This window comes from Paracoccus marinus, from assembly GCF_007018965.1.
In the GTDB taxonomy this organism is placed as follows: Bacteria; Pseudomonadota; Alphaproteobacteria; order Rhodobacterales; family Rhodobacteraceae; genus Paracoccus; species Paracoccus marinus.
In genome coordinates, this window is the sequence record NZ_VJYZ01000023.1 from 30,935 (window position 1) to 49,931 (window position 18,997).

An 18,997-nucleotide genomic window follows, 5' to 3' on the forward strand; every position below is an offset into this window, starting at 1 on the left:
GCGGCGCGTACCGTGCGGCGTGGACTCTGATTACACCCCCGCAGCCGGCCCCGGCCCGACATAGGGCGACCGCGCGGCCCCTGCGGCGTCTCGGGCGCTGGCCCCCCGCTTGCGCGCGGCCAGCAGGCGGACGACCAGCGCGGCCAGCAGCAGGGCGACCGGGACGAGATAGGCGGTGTCGCGCGGCACCCGCTTGCCGAAGTTCAGCGCGAACGAGAACCAGATGTACCAAAGCCCGCCGGTGTGCAGCCACGCCCAGGCGCGCGGCCCGATCAGCGCGGCGGTGCGGTCGAACGAGGTGATCGTCATCAGCACGATCAGCAGATAGGCAAGGCCGCCGGCGACGTAGCTGACCACGTTGGTCAGTTGCAGGAACACGGCATAGTCCAGCCGCGCCAGCGTCGCGATCGCCCCCAGGTGGACGAAATGCGAGATGGCGAAGCCGACGCCCAGATAGCGGCGGTTCGCGCGCAGCCAGCGGGTGGACGCCGACGGGGCCAGCCGCGCCAGCGCCGAGGCGGTGAAGGTGGCGAGAAACAGCAGCAGCGAGGTGCGCGCCGTCAGCCGGATCGCCAGCCGCGCGCCGTCCACCGGATCGGGCGCGCTTGCCATCGCGGCTGCGGCCATCGCCGCCACGCCCAGCCCCGCCAGGGCCGTCAGCCGCCAACCGTTCAACCAGGATCCGTGCATCGCTACCTCCTTGCCTGACATGTAATCGGTGATTACATGATTCTGGACGTGGGTCAAGCGAATCTAAGCGGTGTTTACATGGGCGCGGCGGCGTGACAGGTGTCGGTCCGTGACGACGACTCCGCCTGTCCCCGCGAAACGAACCGGCTATCACCACGGCAATCTGGTCGAGGCGCTGCTTGAGGCCGCGATCGCGCTTATCGACGAAAAGGGCGTGGACGCGCTGTCGGTGCGCGAGGTTGCGCGCAAGGCGGGCGTGTCGCCCGGCGCGCCGTTCCGGCATTTCAGCAACCGCACCGCGCTTCTGACCGCCGTGGCCGAGCAGGCGATGGCCCGCCTGACGGCGGCCGTGCGGGCCGAGGTCGAGGCGGTCGGCGACGCCGACCCGGTCGAGGCGCTGCGGGCGATCGGGCGCGGCTATCTTGAATGGGCCCGCACGAACCCGACCCACTTCCAGGTCGTCAGTTCGCGCTCGCTGATCGACTTTCACGGCTCGGACGCGCTTGTCGCCGAGAACGAGGCGATCCGCGTCGCCATGGCCGATCTGATCGGGCGCGGCCGCCGCGAGGGCAGGCTGCGGGACGACGTGCCGGTGGACGACCTGATCTTTGCCGCGCGCGCCTTCGTCTATGGCGTCGCGCGGATGTGGATCGACGGCCATTTCCGCGAATGGAAGATCGAAAAGGACCCGCCCGACGCGATGGAGGGGGCGCTGAACCTGTTCATCGCGGTGATCGGGGCCAGGCTTTAGCCGGGCCGGGCTGGTCCGGGCGGGCCGGCCGTCAGGTCACCGCCTTGACGGCGCGGTAGTCGGCGGTGTCCCACGCGCCCGTGTCCATCACCTCGCGCAGGATCGCCACGGCGTCCCAGACATCGGCATAGCCCACGTACAGCCCGGCGAAGCCGAAGCGCAGGATGTCGGGGGCGCGGAAGTCCCCGATGGTGCCGCGGTCGATGATCGCCTGCATGATCGCATAGCCCTGCGGGTGGGTCAGCGACACCTGCGAGCCGCGCGCATCCGCGTCGCGCGGGCTGGCAAGGCCGAAGCCGTGGGCGGACAGTTCCTGATCGACCAGCCGGATGAACAGATCGCCAAGCGCCTGCCCCTTGCGGCGCAGCGCGGCCATGTCGATGCCGTCGAACACGGTCAGCGCCTCCTCCAGCGCCAGCAGCGACAGCTGCGGCGCGGTGCCGACCAGCATCCTGGCGATGCCGGGATCGGCGGCGAAATCCTCGGTGAAGCCGAAGGGGCTTGCGTGGCCGTGCCAGCCGGCGATGGGCTGCCACAGCGTGTCGAGATGGCGGCGGGCCACGAACACGAAGGCCGGGGCGCCGGGGCCGCCATTCAGGTATTTGTAGCCGCAGCCGACCGCGAAATCGGCGCGGCACCCGTTCAGGTCCACCGCAAGCGTGCCGGCGCTGTGGGCGAGATCCCAGATCGCCAGCGCGCCCTGCGCCTGCGCTTGCGCCGTCAGCGCCGCCATGTCGTGGACCGCGCCGGTCTTGTAGTTCACCTGCGTCAGGTGCAGTACGGCCAGGTCGTCCCCCGCCTCGGCGATCGCCGCCGGAATGTCGGCCGGGTCAAAGGTCCGCAGCTCGCACCCGGTCTGCTCGGCCACCCGCGCGCTCACATAGACGTCGGTCGGGAAGTTGCCGCGTTCCGAAATGACGATCCGCCGCCCCGCCCGCATCCGCAGCGCGCCCATCAGCACCTTGTAGAGATTGACCGAGGTCGAATCGCACACGATCACCTCGTCGGCATCCGCCCCCACCAGCCGCGCGATGGCCGCGCCCGCGCGCTGCGGCGCCTTGTACCAGCCGGCGTCGTTCCACGACCGGATCAGGCCTTGCCCCCATTCCGCGTCCACCACCGTCCGCATGCGCCCGGATACCCGCCGCGGCAGCGCGCCGAGCGAGTTGCCGTCAAGGTAGATGATGCCGTCGGGCAGCGAAAACTCGGCCCGGTAGCGGGCCAAGGGGTCGGCGGCGTCCATCGCCTGGGCGTCGGCGCGGGTCAGGGGCAAGGTGGGGTTCGTGGACATGGTCGGTTCCGGGTCATGCTGTGGCGGGTTGCGCGTCGAGGATCTCGCGCACGCGGGGGATCACCTGTTCGCCATACAGGCGGATGCAGGTCATCAGGTCGGCGTGCGGCACGGGACCGGTCGCGTATTTCAGGTCGAAATGCCCGATCCCCAGCGCCGTGGCGTTCCGGGCGATCTTTTGCGCGACCGTCTCGGGCGATCCGACATAAAGCGCGCCGTCCTCGATCTCGGAGACGAAGCGTTCCCTGGTGGTGGGCGGCCAGCCGCGCTCGCGGCCGATGCGGGCGTTGGCCTCGCGGTAGTGGGGCCAGAAGCGTTCGCGCGCGTCCTCGTCGGTTTCCGCCACGAAGCCGGGGGAATGGACGCCGATCGGGCGGGGCGCGCGGCCCATCTTGTCGCAGGCCTGCAGGTACAGGTCCACGAACGGGCGGAACCGGCGCGGGTCGCCGCCGATGATCGCCAGCATCAGCTGCAGGTCGTGGCGGACCACGCGGATCACCGATTGCGGCGAGCCGCCGACGCCGACCCAGACCGGCATCCCCTCGGGGCCCAGCGGCGGATAGACCGAGGCGTCGGTCAGCGGCGCGCGGGTGAGGCCGTGCCAGGTCACGCGCGGCTCGCGGATCAGGCGGGCGAACAGGTCCAGCCGTTCCTCGAACAGCGCCTCGTAGTCGTTCAGGTCGAACCCGAAGAGGGCGTAGCTTTCGGTGAACGACCCGCGCCCCACGATCGGCTCGGCCCGTCCGCCGGAGATTGCGTTCAGGGTCGAGAACCGCTCGAACACCCGCACCGGATCGTCGGTCGACAGGACGGTGACGGCGGTGCCGAGCCGGATGCGCCGCGTGCGCCCGGCGATGGCCGCCAGCACGATCTCGGGCGCCGAGACGGCGTATTCGGACCGGTGGTGTTCGCCCAGGCCGATGAAGTCGATCCCAAGCTCGTCCGCCAGCACCGCCTGCTCGACCACGTCGCGCAAGACCTGATCCATCGGCGTCGGCGCGCCATCGTCGCCAACCGTCACGTCCCCGAAAGTGTCGAGCCCGAGTGAGATCGTGGCCATTTCCGCCCCCTTCCCGATGCCGCCGCAGCGACCGGGGCCAAGATGCGGCGAGGGCGGCGCGGGGGCAATGGCAGAGCCGCGCCGGAGGCCGCCGAAGTCGCCGCGACCCTGTGGCATTTTTCGCTCAGAAGGCGAACAGGCTGACGACATGTTTACGACATATTGACAGATCGCGGCCCTCTACCCCAAGATGAAGGTGCTTTGGTTCCCGAGACGCAAGTCGAAGGCTAAGAGGGAAGTCCGGTCGAACGCCGGCGCTGCCCCCGCAACTGTAAGCGGCAAGCGAAGCTGATCCGCCACTGGGGACGACCCCCGGGAAGGCCAGCCGAGCGCCCAGCCGCGAGCCAGGAGACCTGCCACGGCACGAAGCGACGACCATAAGGCGGAGGGCCTTGGGGGCGCGCGTGGATGACGGCTGGCCGCGTGGCCGGGGTGTCGCCCATGTCCGCCTGCCCGGTGCCCGCCCGTCCGGAACGAACAAGAACGAGACAGAGGGACACCGAACCGATGACCATCGCCGTCTATTCCAAGCCCGGCTGCGTGCAATGCACCGCCACCACCCGCGCGCTGTCGGCACGCGGCCTGTCGTTCCAGGTGATCGACCTGACGCTGGACGACGCGGCCTTCGCGCGCGTGTCCGAAATGGGCTACCGCCAGGTTCCCGTCGTCGTCGCGGGCGACGACCACTGGACCGGCTTCCGGCCCGACCTGATCGGCCGTCTCGTCCAGTAATCGAGCCATGGGCGGGCTGGTCCATTTCTCGTCGCGGTCCGGCAACACCGGCCGCTTCGTGGCGGCAGTGGGCGTGCCCAGCGACCGCATCCCGATCGCGGCGGACGACGACCTGCCGATGCCCGCCGCCCCCTATATCCTGATCTGCCCGACCTTCGCCGATGGCGAGGGGCGGGGCGCGGTCCCCAAACAGGTGATCCGCTTTCTCAACGACCCCGCCCGCCGCGCCCTGATCCGGGGCGTGATCGGGATGGGCAACCGCAACTTCGGCGCGACCTTCGCGCTGGCGGGCCGGGTCATCGCCGGCAAGTGCGACGTGCCGCTGCTCGACCGGATCGAGCTTGCGGGAACGACCAACGACGTGGCCCGCGTAAGGGCGGGGCTGGCGCGCTTCTGGGGCACCGTGCCCATGGCGCAAACGGGGAAACTGGAATGCTTGACCACAGCCTGACCACCGCGAAGTCCGCGACCGGCGACTATCACGCGCTGAACGCGATGCTGAACCTGTACGACGAGAACGGCCAGATACGGCTGGACGCCGACCGCATGGCCGCGCGGCAGTATTTCCTGCAGCACGTCAACCAGAACACCGTGTTCTTCCATTCGCTGAACGAAAAGCTCGGCTACCTCGTGGACGAGGGCTATTACGAGGCCGAGACGCTGGACCAGTATCCGCGCGAGTTCGTCCACGCGATCTGGGACGCGGCCTATGCCCGCAAGTTCCGCTTCCCGACCTTCCTCGGCGCGTTCAAGTACTACACCTCTTACACGCTCAAGACCCGCGACGGGCAGCGTTACCTTGAGCGCTACGAGGACCGGGTGGTGATGGTGGCGCTGGCGCTGGCGCGGGGCGACCAGGCGCTGGCGATGCGGCTGATGGACGAGATCATCTCGGGCCGGTTCCAGCCCGCCACGCCCACCTTCCTCAACGCCGGGAAGAAAAGCCGGGGCGAGCTGATCTCGTGCTTCCTGCTGCGGATCGAGGACAACATGGAATCGATCGGCCGGGCGATCAATTCCTCGCTTCAGCTTTCCAAGCGCGGCGGCGGCGTCGCATTGATGCTGACCAACATCCGCGAGCACGGCGCGCCCATCAAGGGGATCGAGAACCAGTCCTCGGGCGTGATCCCGGTGATGAAGCTGCTGGAGGATTCGTTCAGCTACGCCAACCAGCTGGGCGCGCGGCAGGGGGCGGGGGCGGTCTATCTGAACGCCCACCACCCCGACATCCTGCGCTTTCTCGACACCAAGCGCGAGAACGCGGACGAAAAGATCCGCATCAAGACGCTGAGCCTTGGCGTGGTGATCCCGGACGTGACCTTCGACCTCGCCCGCCGGAACGAGGACATGTACCTGTTCTCGCCCCACGACGTGGAAAAGGTCTATGGCGTCCCGTTTTCGGAAATCTCGGTCAGCGAGAAATACGACGAGATGGTGGACGACAAGCGCATCAGAAAGCGCAAGATCAACGCCCGCGCGTTCTTCCAGACGCTGGCCGAGATCCAGTTCGAAAGCGGCTATCCCTACATCATGTTCGAGGACACGGTGAACCGCGCCAACCCGATCGCGGGCCGCATCGCCATGTCGAACCTGTGTTCGGAAATCCTGCAGGTGAACGAGGCGTCGGCGTTCAACGACGACCTCAGCTACAGCCGCATGGGCACCGACATTTCCTGCAACCTCGGCAGCCTGAACATCGCGGCGACGATGGACGGCGCGGACTTTGGCGGCACGGTGGAAACCGCGATCCGGGCGCTGACGGCGGTGTCCGAGATGTCGGCGATCGACAGCGTCCCGTCGATCCGCCGCGGCAACGACGAGGCGCACGCCGTGGGTCTTGGCCAGATGAACCTGCACGGGTTCCTTGCCCGCGAAGGGGTTCATTACGACAGCGCCGAGGCGGTGGATTTCACCCGCTGCTACTTTGCCGCCGTGGCGTTCCACTGTCTGCGCGCGTCGAACGCGCTGGCGCGCGAGCGCGGCACGACCTTCGCCGGGTTCGAGCGGTCGGCCTATGCCGACGGCAGCTTCTTCGGCAAATACACCGAAGCCGACTGGCTGCCCGAAACCGGCGCGATCACCGACCTGTTCGCGCGGCTGGGTGTCACGCTGCCCACGCGCGACGAATGGGCGGCCTTGCGCGACGCGGTGATGGCCGACGGGCTTTTCAACCGCAACCTTCAGGCGGTGCCGCCGACCGGGTCGATCAGCTACATCAACAACTCGACCTCGTCGATCCACCCGATCGTGTCCAAGATCGAGATCAGGAAGGAAGGCAAGATCGGCCGCGTCTATTACCCCGCGCCGTTCATGCGGAACGACAACCTGGAATACTACCGCGACGCCTACGAGATCGGCCCGAACGCCATCATCGACGTTTACGCCGCCGCGACCGAGCATGTGGACCAGGGGCTGTCGCTGACGCTGTTCTTCCCGGCCGAGGCCACGACCCGGGACATCAACCGCGCCCAGATCTACGCCTGGAAAAAGGGCATCAAGACCATCTACTACGTGCGCCTGCGCCAGACGGCCCTTGAAGGGACCGAGGTTCAGGGCTGCGTCTCCTGCACCCTGTGAGGCCGCCGATGAAAGACATTCAAACGACCCGCGCCATTCCGCGCGCGATCAACTGGAACCGCCTTCAGGACGACAAGGACCTTGAGGTGTGGAACCGCCTGACCGTGAACTTCTGGCTGCCGGAAAAGGTGCCGCTGTCGAACGACGTGCAAAGCTGGGCGACGCTGCGGCCCGAGGAACGCGAGCTGACGATCCGCGTCTTCACCGGGCTGACGCTGCTCGACACGATCCAGAACTCGCTGGGCGCGCCCGCGCTGCTGGCCGACGCGCAGACCCCGCACGAGGAAGCGGTGCTGACCAACATCGCCTTCATGGAGGCGGTGCACGCGCGCAGCTATTCCTCGATCTTCTCGACGCTGTGCCTGACCCGCGACGTGGACGAGGCGTTCCGCTGGTCCGAGGACAACCCGCATCTGCAGGCCAAGGCGCGGCTGATCCTTGACGAATACGACGCGGGCGCGGACCCGATGCGGCGCAAGATCGCATCGGTGTTCCTGGAAAGCTTCCTGTTCTATTCCGGCTTCTACCTGCCGATGTACTGGTCGAGCCGCGCCAAGCTCACGAACACCGCCGACCTGATCCGCCTCATCATCCGGGACGAGGCGATCCACGGCTATTACATCGGCTACAAGTTCCAGCGCGCCGCCGAGCGGCTTTCGCAGGCCGAGCGCGACGCGCTCAAGGACTTTGCCTTCTCGCTGATGTTCGACCTGTACGAGATCGAGACGAAATACACCGAGGAACTGTACGACGGCATCGGCCTGACGGAGGACGTCAAGGCGTTCCTGCACTACAACGCCAACAAGGCGTTGCAGAACCTGGGCTACGAAGGGCTGTTCCCGCCCGCCGTGTGCGAGGTGAACCCCGCGATCCTCGCCGCGCTGTCGCCCGACAGCGAGAACCACGACTTCTTTTCCGGGTCGGGGTCGTCCTATGTCATCGGCAAGGCGGTCGCGACCGAGGACGAGGACTGGGATTTCTGATCGGCCCGTCAAGGGGTGGGGCTGTGGACGGGTCGCGGCATGCGGGCGCTTGAGGACGCGGCCGCGCGCCTGACCCTGCCGCCCGGCGCGGCGCTGCGGTTTTCGGCCGTGGGCGAAATAGCGGGCGACGTTGCGGCCAGCCTGCCGCCGGACCTCGCGCGGGCCGCGCCACGCAGGCAGGCGGGCTTCGCCGCCGGCCGGCGCGCCGCGGCGATGGCGCTTGCGGCGGCCGGGTCCGGCATCACCGCGGTCGGCATGGGCGCCGACCGCCTGCCGCTGTGGCCGCCTGGCTGGATCGGCAGCATCACCCACACCGACGACGTGGCCGCCGCCGTGGTCGCGCCCGCGGGCGCCGTCCGCATCCTGGGTCTCGATCTTGAGCCGATCATGCCCGGCGCGCTCGCGACCCAGATCGGCCCGCAGATCGTCCCCGAAGGTCTTTCGCCCTCGGACCTGCCGCCCGGCGTCGAACTGACCCGCGCCTTTTCGGCGAAAGAGGCGCTTTACAAGGCGCTGTTCCCCGAAACCCGCCAGATCAGGGAGTTTTCAGCGGCCACCTACGCAAAGGACGGCGGCGCCCCCGTCCTGACGCTGAGCGACGACTGGGGCCCGGACTGGCCGCGCGGCACCGTCTTGCGGGCCGGGCAGGCGGTCGCCGCCGGGCATGTGCTCACGGTCCTGTGGCGCTAACCACGATCGCCGATTTCTCATCGCGTCGTTGCCAAATCCTCGGCTTCACGTAACGATCAGGCAACCTTCATACGCAGGCCCCCCTTCATACGCAGGCCCTCTCACCGATGTCGCTGCTTATCCTCATCCCCTCGGTGCACGTCATCGCCGAGCCTGACGGCGCGCTGCGCGCCGACGACAAGTTCCTGACCGGCCTTCAGCGCCACGTCGAAAGCTGGGACGGGCCGGTGCGGGTGCTGCTGCGGACCTCGCAGCGGCCGCTGCCGTTCTCGCGCATTGTCGCGCGGGCTGAGGTGCCGGGCGAACTGACCCTGCTTGCCGAACACCAGCCGGTCACGGCCGAGGATCTTGCCGGCGCGGCGGTCGTGCTGGCGTCGGGCGACGATCACGACCAGACCGGCCTTGGTCCCGTGTGCGACGCGGTGGGCGCGCGGCTGGTCTATGCGATCGAATACACGCTGCAGACACGGCTGCGGACAGCCGCGCTGGACCCCGGCCGGGACACCGTGGCGCGGGCGAAGTCGGCCGGCTGGGTCCTGATGGAGGAACGGCGGCGCAGGCGCGCGTTCCGGCACGCGGCCGCGCTGCAGTTCAACGGCTATCCCGCCGCCCACGCCTACGGTCCGCTGGACCGCAAGGGCTGCTTCTACCTGGACGGGCGGATGCGCGCGGCGACGATGGCCAGCGACGCGGAAATGGCGCGCCGGGCCGAGGCGATGGGGGACCGCGCGCAGACGCCGGGCCGGCCCCTGCGCCTCATCACCTCGGGCCGGCTTGAGCCGATGAAGGGCGCGCAGGACCTGATCCCCGCCGCCCGCGCGATGCGCGACGCAGGGGTGAACTTCACGCTCGACATCTACGGCGCGGGCAGCCTGTCCTACGCGATCGCGTCGGGGATCGCCGGCGCGGGCCTGGGCGATCGGGTGCGGCTGCACGCGCCGGTCGATTTCGACAGCGTGCTGGTGCCCGCGATGCGGCGCGACGCCGACGTGTTTCTCAGCTGCCACCGCCAGGGCGATCCGTCGTGCAGCTATCTCGAGGCGATGGGCTGCGGCCTGCCGGTGATCGGCACGGCCAACGAGATGTGGCAGCCGATGGCCGAGGATTCGGGCGGAGGCTGGGTCGTGCCGATGGGCCGCCCCGCGCGGATCGCCCGGCTGGCCGCCGACCTTGCCGCCGATCCCCGCAAGGTGACGCAGGCGGCGGGGCGCGCCCTGTCCTTCGCCCGCGTCCACGATTTCGACCGCGAGTTCGCGCGCCGGATGGATCATCTGGCCGAGGTCGCGCGCAGGCCCCCGCGCGGCGCGGGCGTCAGTCCTGCCCGCGCAACCGCAGCGCGTCGCGCAGATGACCGGGCAGGATCGCCGCGCCCTTGACGTAGCGCGGCCCAAGCCGCCGGGGGCTCGACAACGCGCGCCACAACCATTCCATCCTGGCGCCGCGCACCGCCGCGGGGGCGCGCTTCTGCAACCCGGCAAGAAAATCGAGGCCCGCGCCCACCGACGCGAACCCCGTCTGCGGCAGGGCGCGCGCGGCAAGGACGGCGAAGCGTTCCTGCCGCGGCGCGCCCACGCCCAGCAGGCACAGCCGCGCGCCGCTGGATTTCAGCCGTTCCACCAGCGCCTGAGCCTCGGGTCCTTCGGGGTCGAAGGGAAAGCCCGGTGCGGCCGTCATCACCACGTCCAGCCCCGGCGCGATCCGGCCCAGATGCGCGGCGGCGGCGTCCGCGGCCTGGATGCTGCCCGCGATCAGCGCCACCGGCGCGCCCGTCTCGGCCGCGATCCTTGCCAGCGGCTCGACCAGTTCGGACCCGGGCACCAGCTTGACCGGCCGCCGCGCGATTTTCGACAGCCACACGATCGGATTGCCGTCCGCCACCACCAGGTCGTGCGCGCGATAGGCCGCGCGGAAGCGCGCGTCGTGGCGCAGCTTTTCCAGGTGATCGACGTTCAGCGTGGCCAGGGTAAAGCCGCGCCGCGCGGCAAGCCTGACCCGCACCTCGGCCAGAAGCGCGTCGCGGTCGGGGCAGGTGATGCGGATCGTGTCGTCGCCGGCCGTGAACTTCACCTTAACCTCCGCCATGCGATAGCCGTGGGGCTGCGGACAGGCTTTGCCCGCGCCGCGCATCCGGTCTATAGCATGGCCGCCCCGCAACGGAAGAAACCTCGAACGGAGGCCGGCAATCGGCAACGCACTCGCCCTTCTGATGCTGGTCGCGTGGCCGGTCGTGACCGCCGTCCTCTTCCAGCGGATGGAGGTGCGGCGCGCCTTTGTCTGGTCGATCCTCGGCGCCTACATGTTCCTGTCGCCGCTGACTGCCATCGCGCTGCCGGTGGTGCCCGACATGGACAAGACGACCCTGCCCAACATCGCGGCCGCGATCATGGCGATGTTGCTGGGCTACCGGGTGCTGCAGATGCCCTCGAACCCGCTGATGAAGATCCTGATCGTGCTGTGGATCGTCGGGCCGTGGGATTCGATCTTCGGCAACGAACAGCCGCTGATCGAAGGGATCACCTATCGCCCCGCGCAAAGCGCCTATGACGCATTCAACGTGATGCTGCGGCAGGCGGTCGTGGTCGTGCCGCTGCTGATGGGCCGCAACCTGCTGGCCGAGGACGGAAGCGAGCGGCTGATCCTGCGCGCGCTTCTCACCGGCGGGCTGATCTATTCGCTGCCGATGCTGGTCGAGGTGCGGCTGAGCCCGCAGATCAACGTCTGGATCTATGGCTACTTCGCCCATGATTTCGGGCAGATGATGCGCTATGGCGGCTATCGTCCGATGGTGTTCATGACCCACGGGCTTTGGGTCGCGCTGTTCACCTTTTCGGCGCTGATCGCCGCCGCCGCGCTGGCCCGCGCGCAGCGTCTCGACCTGCGGGCGCTGGCGATCGTGGGCTGGATGGCCGTGATGCTGGTCATCTGCAAGAGCATGGCGCCGATCCTTTACGCGCTCGCCGTGGTGCCGCTGGTGCTGCTGGCGCCGGCGCGCATCCAGCTGACGGTCGCGGCGGTGCTGGCGATGATCGTGCTGTCCTTCCCCTTGCTGCGCCTGTCGGGGCTGGTTCCGGTCGAGGGGCTGATCGCCGCCGCCAACGCCCTCGACCCCGATCGCGCGCTGTCGCTTGCGTTCCGGCTGCACAACGAGGATCTGCTGCTCGCCCGCGCGGCCGAAAAGCTGTGGACCGGATGGGGCAGCTTCGGGCGGAACCTGATCGTCGATCCGGTGTCGGGCGAATACGTGACGATCCCGGACGGCGCGTGGATCATCACGATGGGGGTGCAGGGGCTGCCCGGCTACGTGATCGAGTTCGGGCTGTACACGCTGCCCGTCTTCATGGCCTGGCGCACCCGCGCCGTCCGGTCCGAGCCGTTGCTGGCGGCGCTGGTCCTGATGCACGCGACCATGCTGATCGACCTGATCCCCAACGCGACGCTGACGCCGCTGACCTATCTTCTGGCCGGGATCATCGTCGGCCGGGTCGAATACCTGCGCCGGGTGCCGGCCGGCCGCACGGCGACGCCGATCGTTCCGGGCCGGGGCGGGCGGCCGGGCTTGGCGCTGCCGGGGTCTGGATCGGCCGGGGTCGGGGTCGGGGATGGGGTCGGAGGCGGGGGCGTGACTGTGCCCGGATTGCGGACGATCCTCTGATTTTCACACGAGGCACTTGGCGGAATATTGCCGTGCCGCTACCTTGCTTACGCTGTCTGTTCCCGATCTTTCATGCGCGGTGCCTCCGGTGACGCTTGATTCTTCGTTTTCTTCCGATTCCGTCGGCGACATCGCGATCGTCGGCATGGCGCTTCAGGTGCCTGGCGCGCTGAACGTCGCGGATTTCTGGACCAACCTGCGCGACGGGGTTGAATCGATCACCCGGCTTTCGCCCGAGCAGCTGCGCGAACGAGGGGAATCGCCCGCGCGCCTGGCCGATCCGCGTTATGTCCCCGCCGCCGCGATCCTGGACGGGTTCGACCATTTCGACGCCGAGTTCTTCGGGCTCAGCCCGAAGGACGCGGCGATCATGGACCCGCAGCACCGCAAGTTCCTGGAATGCTGCTGGCAGGCGATCGAGGATGCGGGCCACACGCCCGAAAGCCTGGGTCCGGTGGGCGTCTTCGGCGGCTGCGGGATGGGCAGCTATTTCTACGTCAACGTCATGTCGAACCGCGACCTCGTGGACGGGACCGGCACGTTCCTTCTGCGCCACACCGGCAACGACAAGGACTTCCTCGCCACCCGCGTCAGCCACGTCTTCGACCTGCGCGGCCCGTCCGTGAACGTGCAGACGGCGTGTTCCACCTCGCTCGTCGCGGTGCATCAGGCGTGCCAGTCGCTTCTGAACGGCGAATGCGACGCGGCGCTGGCGGGCGGCGTCACGATCGAGCTGCCGCACGGGCGCGGCTACGTCTTCAACCCCAACGAGATCCTGTCGCCCGACGGCCACTGCCACGCCTTCGACCATCGGGCCGAGGGCACGGTCTTCGGCAGCGGCGCGGCGGTCGTGATGCTGCGCCGCCTGGACGATGCGGTGCGCGACCGCGACCACATCTGGGCGGTCATCAAGGGCACGGCGGTCAACAACGACGGGGCGGACAAGGCGGGCTACCTCGCCCCCAGCGTCGGCGGGCAGGCGCAGGCGATCGTGCAGGCGCACGCGGCGGCTGGCGTCGGCGCGGACGGCATCGACTATGTCGAATGCCACGGCACCGGCACTGCGCTGGGCGATCCGATCGAGGTCGCGGCCCTGACCGATGCCTTTGACCGCACGGCGCGCGGGCAAGCAGTGGCGCGGATCGGGTCGGTCAAGACCAACATCGGCCACCTGGATACGGCGGCGGGGGGCGTCAGCCTCATCAAGGTCGCGCTGGCGCTGCACCACGGGCAGATGCCGCCCAGCCTGAACTACGAGGCGCCGAATCCGGTCATCGACTTCGACGCCTCGCCCTTCAGCGTGAACGACGCGCTGACGCCGTTCCCGGATCGCGGCCGGCCCGCGCGCGCGGCGGTGAACTCGCTGGGCGTCGGCGGCACCAACGCGCATGCGGTGGTGGAAAGGGCGCCCGAGCGGGGGGAAGGGGCCGAATCCGACTGGCCGTTCCAGCTGCTGGTCCTGTCGGGCCGCAGCCGCGCGGCGCTTGACGGGAACGCCGCGGCGTTGGCCGCGCATCTGCGCGCGAACCCGCAGGCGAACCTCGCGGATGTCGCGTGGACGCTCAAGGAAGGGCGCCGCCACTTCGACAAGCGCCGGGTGCTGGTCGCCCGCGACGCGACCCACGCCGCCGACCTGCTCGGGGCCGAGGATACGCGCCGCGTCTTCAGCCACGACCTGGTTCCCGGTGCGGCCGAGCCGTCGGTCGCCTTCATGTTCCCCGGCGGCGGCGCGCAATACGCGGGGATGGCGCGCGATCTTTACGCGACCGAGCCCGAGTTCCGCGACTGGATGGACCAGGGCCTCGCGATCCTGACCGAGCTGACGGGCACCGATCCGCGCCCGCTGTGGCTGCCCGAAAAGGGTGCCGAGGCCGATGCCGACGCCGCGCTCAAGCGCCCGTCGATCCAGCTGCCGCTGCTCTTCATCGTCGAATACGCGCTGGCGAAGCTGTTCATGTCGTGGGGTGTCCAGCCGTCGGCGCTGGGCGGGCACAGCATGGGCGAAAACACCGCCGCCTGCCTTGCCGGCGTGTTCGGGTTCCGCGACGGGGTCCGGCTGGTGCTGCTGCGCGGGCAATTGTTCGACCGGGTTCCGCCGGGCGGCATGCTCAGCGTGTCGCTGCCCGCGGCCGAGGCGATGGCCGAAGCCGCCGCCATCGGGGGCGAGGGGCTCGACCTCGCCGCCGTCAACGGCCCCGCGCTCAGCGTCGTGTCCGGGCCTGTGGACCGGCTGGACGCGCTGCAGGCCACGCTCACCGAACGCGGGATCGAGTGTCAGCGCATCGCCATCGACATCGCCGCGCATTCGCGGATGCTCGACCCGATCCTGGACGAATGGCGCGCCTTCCTGCGGTCGATCCCGCTTTCCGCGCCGGCGATCCCGGTGGTGTCGAACCGCAGCGGCGCGTGGCTGACGGCCGAGCAGGCGACCGACCCCGAATACTGGGTCCAGCATCTGCGCGGCACGGTCGATTTCGCCGCCTGCGCCGCCACGCTGAAGGACGACCCCGCGCGCGTGATCGTCGAGATGGGACCGGGCCGCGCGATGAGCGCGCTGAGCCAGGCGAACGGGGTGGCCGCGAACCGCGTCGTCAGCGCGCTGCGCCACCGCGACCATGCGATCGCCGACGACGAATGGTTCGTGACCGCGCTCGGCCGGCTTTGGGCCGTGGGCGCGCCGGTGGACTGGACCCCGCTCTGGGGCGAGGGGCCGCGCAACCGGGTGCCGCTGCCGACCTATGCCTTTCAAAGCCGGCGCTACTTCATCGAACCGGCCGCGCCGCGGATCGAGGATGCGGCCGCCGAACCCCCGACCCGCGCCGACGACATCGCCGACTGGGGCTGGCGCCCCGCCTGGCGGCAAAGCGCGCCCGATGTCGAGATCGGCGCGGACGGCCGCCCGGTCGCCGCATCCGAGGCAAGCTGGCTCGTCTTCGTGGACGAGGGGGGTCTGGGCGACGGCGTGGTCGCCCGGCTGCGCGCCGCCGGGCAGCAGGTGGTCGAGGTGGTGGCGGGCGACGGCTATGCCGAGCTTGGCCCCGACCGGTTCCAGATCTCGCCCGAACTGGGCCGCGCGGACGTGGACCTGCTGGTCGCGGCGCTGATGCTTCAGAACCGCCTGCCCGACAGGGTCGCGCATCTGTGGCTGTCCGATCCGCGCAAGACCGCGCGCGCCGGGTCCAGCCTGCTGCACCGGCATATGGAGCAGGGGTTCTACAGCCTGCTGTATCTTCTGCAGGCGCTGGCCGACGAGGGCGCGGAAAAGCCGCTGGACCTGGTGGTGGTCACGACCGGCGCGCTGGGCGTGGCGGACGAGGCGGTGCCGTTCCCGGAAAACGCGCTGGCGCTGGGCCCGGTGGGCGTCGGCCCGCGCGAGATGGACTGGCTGGACGCGCGGCTGGTCGATATCGACGCGCCCGGCCGTCTGCGGCCGGGGCCAGACGACCGCGCCGACCGGCTGGCCGAGGATCTGCTGTCGCAGGGCGGCCCGCGCGTCGCCGCCTGGCGCGCCGGGCGGCGCTTTGCCCGTAGTTGGGTGCGCTCGCCGCTGGGGGCTGACGGTAGGACTGGCGGCGCGGCCGCCGACGTGCCGCAGGGCGCGGTTGTCCTGATAACCGGCGGCCTGGGCGGCATCGGTCTGACGCTTGGCGGTGACCTTGCCCGGCGGCGGGGCTGCAAGCTTGCGCTGCTGTCGCGTTCCCCCCTGCCGCCCGAGGCCGATTGGGACCGCGTCATCGCCACCGATCCGCTGTCGGCGACCGGGCGCAGGCTGGCGGCGCTGCGCGATCTTCGGGCCGAGGGGGCCGAGGTGGTGGCGGTCGCGGGCGACGTGGCCGACCGCGAATCCCTCGCCGCCGCCGTGGCCGAGGTCGAGCGCCGCCTGGGCCGGATCGACGTGCTGCTGCACGCGGCGGGGCTGGTGGACGACGCGCCGCTGCTGACCAAGACCGAGCGCGGGGTCGAGGACGTGCTGGCCGCAAAGCTGCACGGCACCCGCGCGCTGATGGACGTGTTCGCGGCGAAACCGCTGACGCTCGCGGTCCTGTTCTCGTCCACCAGCACGGCGATCGCGCCGGCGGGGCAGGTCGATTACGTGGCCGCGAACGAATACCTGAACGCGGTGGCCGCGGGCCAGCCGCACGCCTTCGGGCGCACGGTCGCGATCGACTGGGGCATCTGGGCCGACACCGGGATGGCCGCCGCCGCCCTTGCGGGCGCGGGCGAGGGCGCGCGCAGCAGGGTCGCGGGATCGCCGCTTCTTTCCAGCCGCACCGACGGGGCGGGAGGGGTCAGCTTCGACGGCAGCCTGTCCACCGCGGACTGGGTCATCGACGAACACCGGCTGCGCGACGGCGGCGGGGCGCTGCTGCCCGGCACCGGCGTTCTGGAGCTCGCCGCGCAGGCGGTCGCGGCCGGAAACGGCCGCATTCCTTATGCGCTGGAGGACGTGACCTTCCTCAGCCCCTTCACCGTGGACGAGGGGCGGCCCCGGGCGCTGCGCGTCACGCTGACCGCGCAGGGCGACGGGCGGCGTTTCGACGTGCTGGCCGCGACCGACGAGGACGGGGTGCGCCTGCGGACCGCGACCGGCCGGATCGTCGGCGCGGATGCGGGCGCGCTGGACCGGATCGACCCGGCGGCGCTGGCCGCGCGGATGCCGCGCACGGTCGCGGATCGCGGCCATCCGATGCGGTCGGCGCAGGAAGAGGTGCTGGATTTCGGCCCGCGCTGGCGCGTCCTTCGCAGCTATGCGCTGGGTGAGGGCGAGGGGCTGGCGCGGCTGGTGCTGCCCGACCACGCGCTGCCCGATCTGGATGCGGGCTGGCTGTTGCACCCGGCGCTGATGGACATCGCGACCGGCTGGGCCATGGAATTGATTGAAGGCTGGTCACCGCAGACCGTGTGGGTGCCGGTTTCCTATGGCCGCGTCACGGTGCGCGCGCCCCTGCCGGCCGAGGTGCTGAGCTGGGTCCGCAACGCCGACCGCAACCGCGCCGAGGACGGGTTCGCGCGCTTCGACATCACCATCGCCGCGCCCTCGGGCGAGGTGCTGGTCGAGGCCGAGGGGCTGACGCTGCGCCGCCTGGAACGCGGCTTCGACGCGGCGGCGCCTGCCGGGCAGCTGGTCCGCGACCCCGGCATCGAGGCGGCGCAGGACCCCGGCCGCCGCCGCCTTGCCCGCGCGCTGTCCCAGGGCATCCCCCGCGCCGACGGGCCCGAGGCGCTGCGCCGCGCGCTGGCCGCCGGCCGCCCCGTCGTCGCCGTGTCCAGCATGGACCTGTCCGCCTTGGTGGCCGAGGCAGACGCGCTTGCCGACACCCGCGCCACCGGCACCGACGGCGCGGCGAGCTTTGAACGCCCCGACCTCGACACCGCGATGGTCGAGCCGCGAAACGATCTTGAACGCGCCCTCGCCGGTTACTGGCGCGAGTTGCTGGGGGTGCAGGCCGTGGGGGTCGAGGACAGCTTCTTCGATCTTGGCGGGCACTCGCTGCTGGCGGTGCGCCTGTTTGCGATGATCCGGCGCAGCTACGGCGCCGACCTGCCGATTTCGACCCTGTTCGAGGCGGCGACGATCGCCCGGCTGGCCGAACGGATCGTCGCCGAAACCGGTATCGACCCGGCGGCGGGCGAGGGGGCGGCTGCTGGAGAACGGGCCGCAGGCCTAGGCGCGGATGCGCCCGAACGCCCGCGCCTCGTGTCCGCCACGCCCGCGTCGCGCTTTACCCACCTGGTCCCGATGAACGCAGGCCCCCCCGGCGGCGGGCTGCCGTTCTTCATCGTCGCGGGCATGTTCGGCAACGTCCTGAACCTGCGCTCGCTGGCGCAGCGGCTGTCGGCGCAGCGCCCCGTCTATGGCCTGCAGGCGCGCGGGCTTTACGGCGAGGACGCGCCGCATGAAAGCTTTGCCGAGGCCGCGGCAAGCTGCATCGCCGAGATGCGGCAGGTCCAGCCCGAGGGTCCGTGGCTGATCGGCGGCTTTTCCGGCGGCGGCCTTACGGCGTTGGAAATCGCGCGGCAGCTTGAGGCCGCGGGCGACGAGGTGGGGCACCTGGTCATGCTCGACACGCCGATCCCGATGCGGCCGGCGCTGTCGCGGCGCGACCGGCTGATGATCCGCATGGGCGAGATGCGCGAACAGAAGGCCGGGTTCGTGACGGAATACATCCGCAAGCGCCGCGACTGGCAGCGCGAACTGCGCCGCCGCGCGCAGGCGCCCGCCCAGGTCGGCGCGCAAAGCTTCCACAACGACGCGGTCCACGCGGCGTTCCTGGCCGGGCTGCCGGGATTCGAGATGCGGCGCTGGGACGGGCCGGTGACGTTGTACCGCCCCCGGCTCGACCGGCGCTGGAAGGTGTCGGGCGACCGCTGGGTCAGCACCGCGCGCGAATATGTGACCGCCGACAACGACTGGGGCCCGTGGCTGCCGCAGCTCAAGGTGTCAGAGGTGCCGGGCGATCACGACTCGATGGTGCTGGAGCCGTCGGTCCGCATCCTGTCGTCGCGGATCGCGCAGGAACTCGCCGCCGTCGATGCGGGCGCGCGAAAGATCTTGAAAGGGGCCGCGTGA

Annotated in this window: 13 protein-coding genes and 1 riboswitch; of the genes, 9 read left to right on the forward strand and 4 right to left on the reverse strand. The window is 70.2% G+C overall.

Annotated elements, in window-relative coordinates; genetic code table 11:
• Nucleotides 1-30: 30 nt before the first annotated feature.
• On the reverse strand, nucleotides 31-690 hold the full coding sequence (locus FNF32_RS10835) for a hypothetical protein (RefSeq protein WP_131674369.1): 660 nt from the start codon (nucleotides 688-690) through the stop codon (nucleotides 31-33).
• A gap of 109 nt (nucleotides 691-799) precedes the next feature.
• On the opposite strand from FNF32_RS10835, the gene FNF32_RS10840 reads away from it, so the two are divergent.
• On the forward strand, nucleotides 800-1,441 hold the full coding sequence (locus tag FNF32_RS10840) for a TetR/AcrR family transcriptional regulator (protein WP_131674368.1): 642 nt from the start codon (nucleotides 800-802) through the stop codon (nucleotides 1,439-1,441).
• A gap of 31 nt (nucleotides 1,442-1,472) precedes the next feature.
• On the opposite strand, the gene kynU is transcribed toward FNF32_RS10840, so the two are convergent.
• Both kynU and FNF32_RS10850 read right to left on the reverse strand, forming a co-directional pair.
• Nucleotides 1,473-2,732, reverse strand: a complete 1,260-nt coding sequence (kynU, locus tag FNF32_RS10845; RefSeq protein WP_131674367.1) for a kynureninase — start codon at nucleotides 2,730-2,732, stop codon at nucleotides 1,473-1,475.
• A 13-nt stretch (nucleotides 2,733-2,745) separates the two neighbouring features.
• The gene (locus tag FNF32_RS10850) at nucleotides 2,746-3,792 is read right to left on the reverse strand and encodes an LLM class flavin-dependent oxidoreductase (protein ID WP_131674366.1); all 1,047 of its coding nucleotides are present in this window, start codon (nucleotides 3,790-3,792) and stop codon (nucleotides 2,746-2,748) included.
• A 185-nt stretch (nucleotides 3,793-3,977) separates the two neighbouring features.
• Nucleotides 3,978-4,167: riboswitch (cobalamin riboswitch) on the forward strand.
• 132 nt (nucleotides 4,168-4,299) lie between these two features.
• Between FNF32_RS10850 and nrdH the strand changes: the two genes are divergently transcribed.
• The 6 genes from nrdH (at nucleotide 4,300) to FNF32_RS10880 (ending at nucleotide 10,150) form a co-directional block, all read left to right on the forward strand.
• Nucleotides 4,300-4,524 (forward strand): glutaredoxin-like protein NrdH, encoded by a 225-nt coding sequence (gene nrdH / locus FNF32_RS10855; protein ID WP_131674365.1) that lies wholly within the window; start codon nucleotides 4,300-4,302, stop codon nucleotides 4,522-4,524.
• A 7-nt stretch (nucleotides 4,525-4,531) separates the two neighbouring features.
• Nucleotides 4,532-4,975 carry a class Ib ribonucleoside-diphosphate reductase assembly flavoprotein NrdI gene (gene nrdI / locus FNF32_RS10860; protein WP_131674364.1) on the forward strand — a complete coding sequence of 148 codons (444 nt, stop codon included), beginning with the start codon at nucleotides 4,532-4,534 and terminating at the stop codon, nucleotides 4,973-4,975.
• Nucleotides 4,957-7,101: a class 1b ribonucleoside-diphosphate reductase subunit alpha gene (gene nrdE, locus FNF32_RS10865; RefSeq protein ID WP_131674363.1), complete on the forward strand. Its 2,145-nt coding sequence runs from the start codon at nucleotides 4,957-4,959 to the stop codon at nucleotides 7,099-7,101. The genes nrdI and nrdE overlap by 19 nt, the downstream gene beginning before the upstream one ends.
• An 8-nt stretch (nucleotides 7,102-7,109) precedes the next feature.
• A complete protein-coding gene (gene nrdF, locus FNF32_RS10870; RefSeq protein WP_131674362.1) occupies nucleotides 7,110-8,084 on the forward strand; it encodes a class 1b ribonucleoside-diphosphate reductase subunit beta in 975 nt (324 codons plus the stop codon).
• A 39-nt stretch (nucleotides 8,085-8,123) separates the two neighbouring features.
• Nucleotides 8,124-8,774, forward strand: coding sequence for a 4'-phosphopantetheinyl transferase family protein (locus tag FNF32_RS10875; RefSeq protein WP_143796633.1), 651 nt, complete (start codon nucleotides 8,124-8,126; stop codon nucleotides 8,772-8,774).
• Nucleotides 8,775-8,881: 107 nt separating this feature from the next.
• A complete protein-coding gene (locus FNF32_RS10880; protein ID WP_131675405.1) occupies nucleotides 8,882-10,150 on the forward strand; it encodes a glycosyltransferase in 1,269 nt (422 codons plus the stop codon).
• Here FNF32_RS10880 and FNF32_RS10885 read toward each other — a convergent pair.
• The gene (locus FNF32_RS10885) at nucleotides 10,086-10,856 is read right to left on the reverse strand and encodes a WecB/TagA/CpsF family glycosyltransferase (protein ID WP_131675404.1); all 771 of its coding nucleotides are present in this window, start codon (nucleotides 10,854-10,856) and stop codon (nucleotides 10,086-10,088) included. The genes FNF32_RS10880 and FNF32_RS10885 overlap by 65 nt on opposite strands.
• Before the next feature lie 124 nt (nucleotides 10,857-10,980).
• Between FNF32_RS10885 and FNF32_RS10890 the strand changes: the two genes are divergently transcribed.
• Both FNF32_RS10890 and FNF32_RS10895 read left to right on the forward strand, forming a co-directional pair.
• Nucleotides 10,981-12,426: a hypothetical protein gene (locus tag FNF32_RS10890; RefSeq protein ID WP_131675403.1), complete on the forward strand. Its 1,446-nt coding sequence runs from the start codon at nucleotides 10,981-10,983 to the stop codon at nucleotides 12,424-12,426.
• Nucleotides 12,427-12,514: 88 nt separating this feature from the next.
• Nucleotides 12,515-18,997, forward strand: a complete 6,483-nt coding sequence (locus FNF32_RS10895) for a type I polyketide synthase (protein ID WP_281285670.1) — start codon at nucleotides 12,515-12,517, stop codon at nucleotides 18,995-18,997.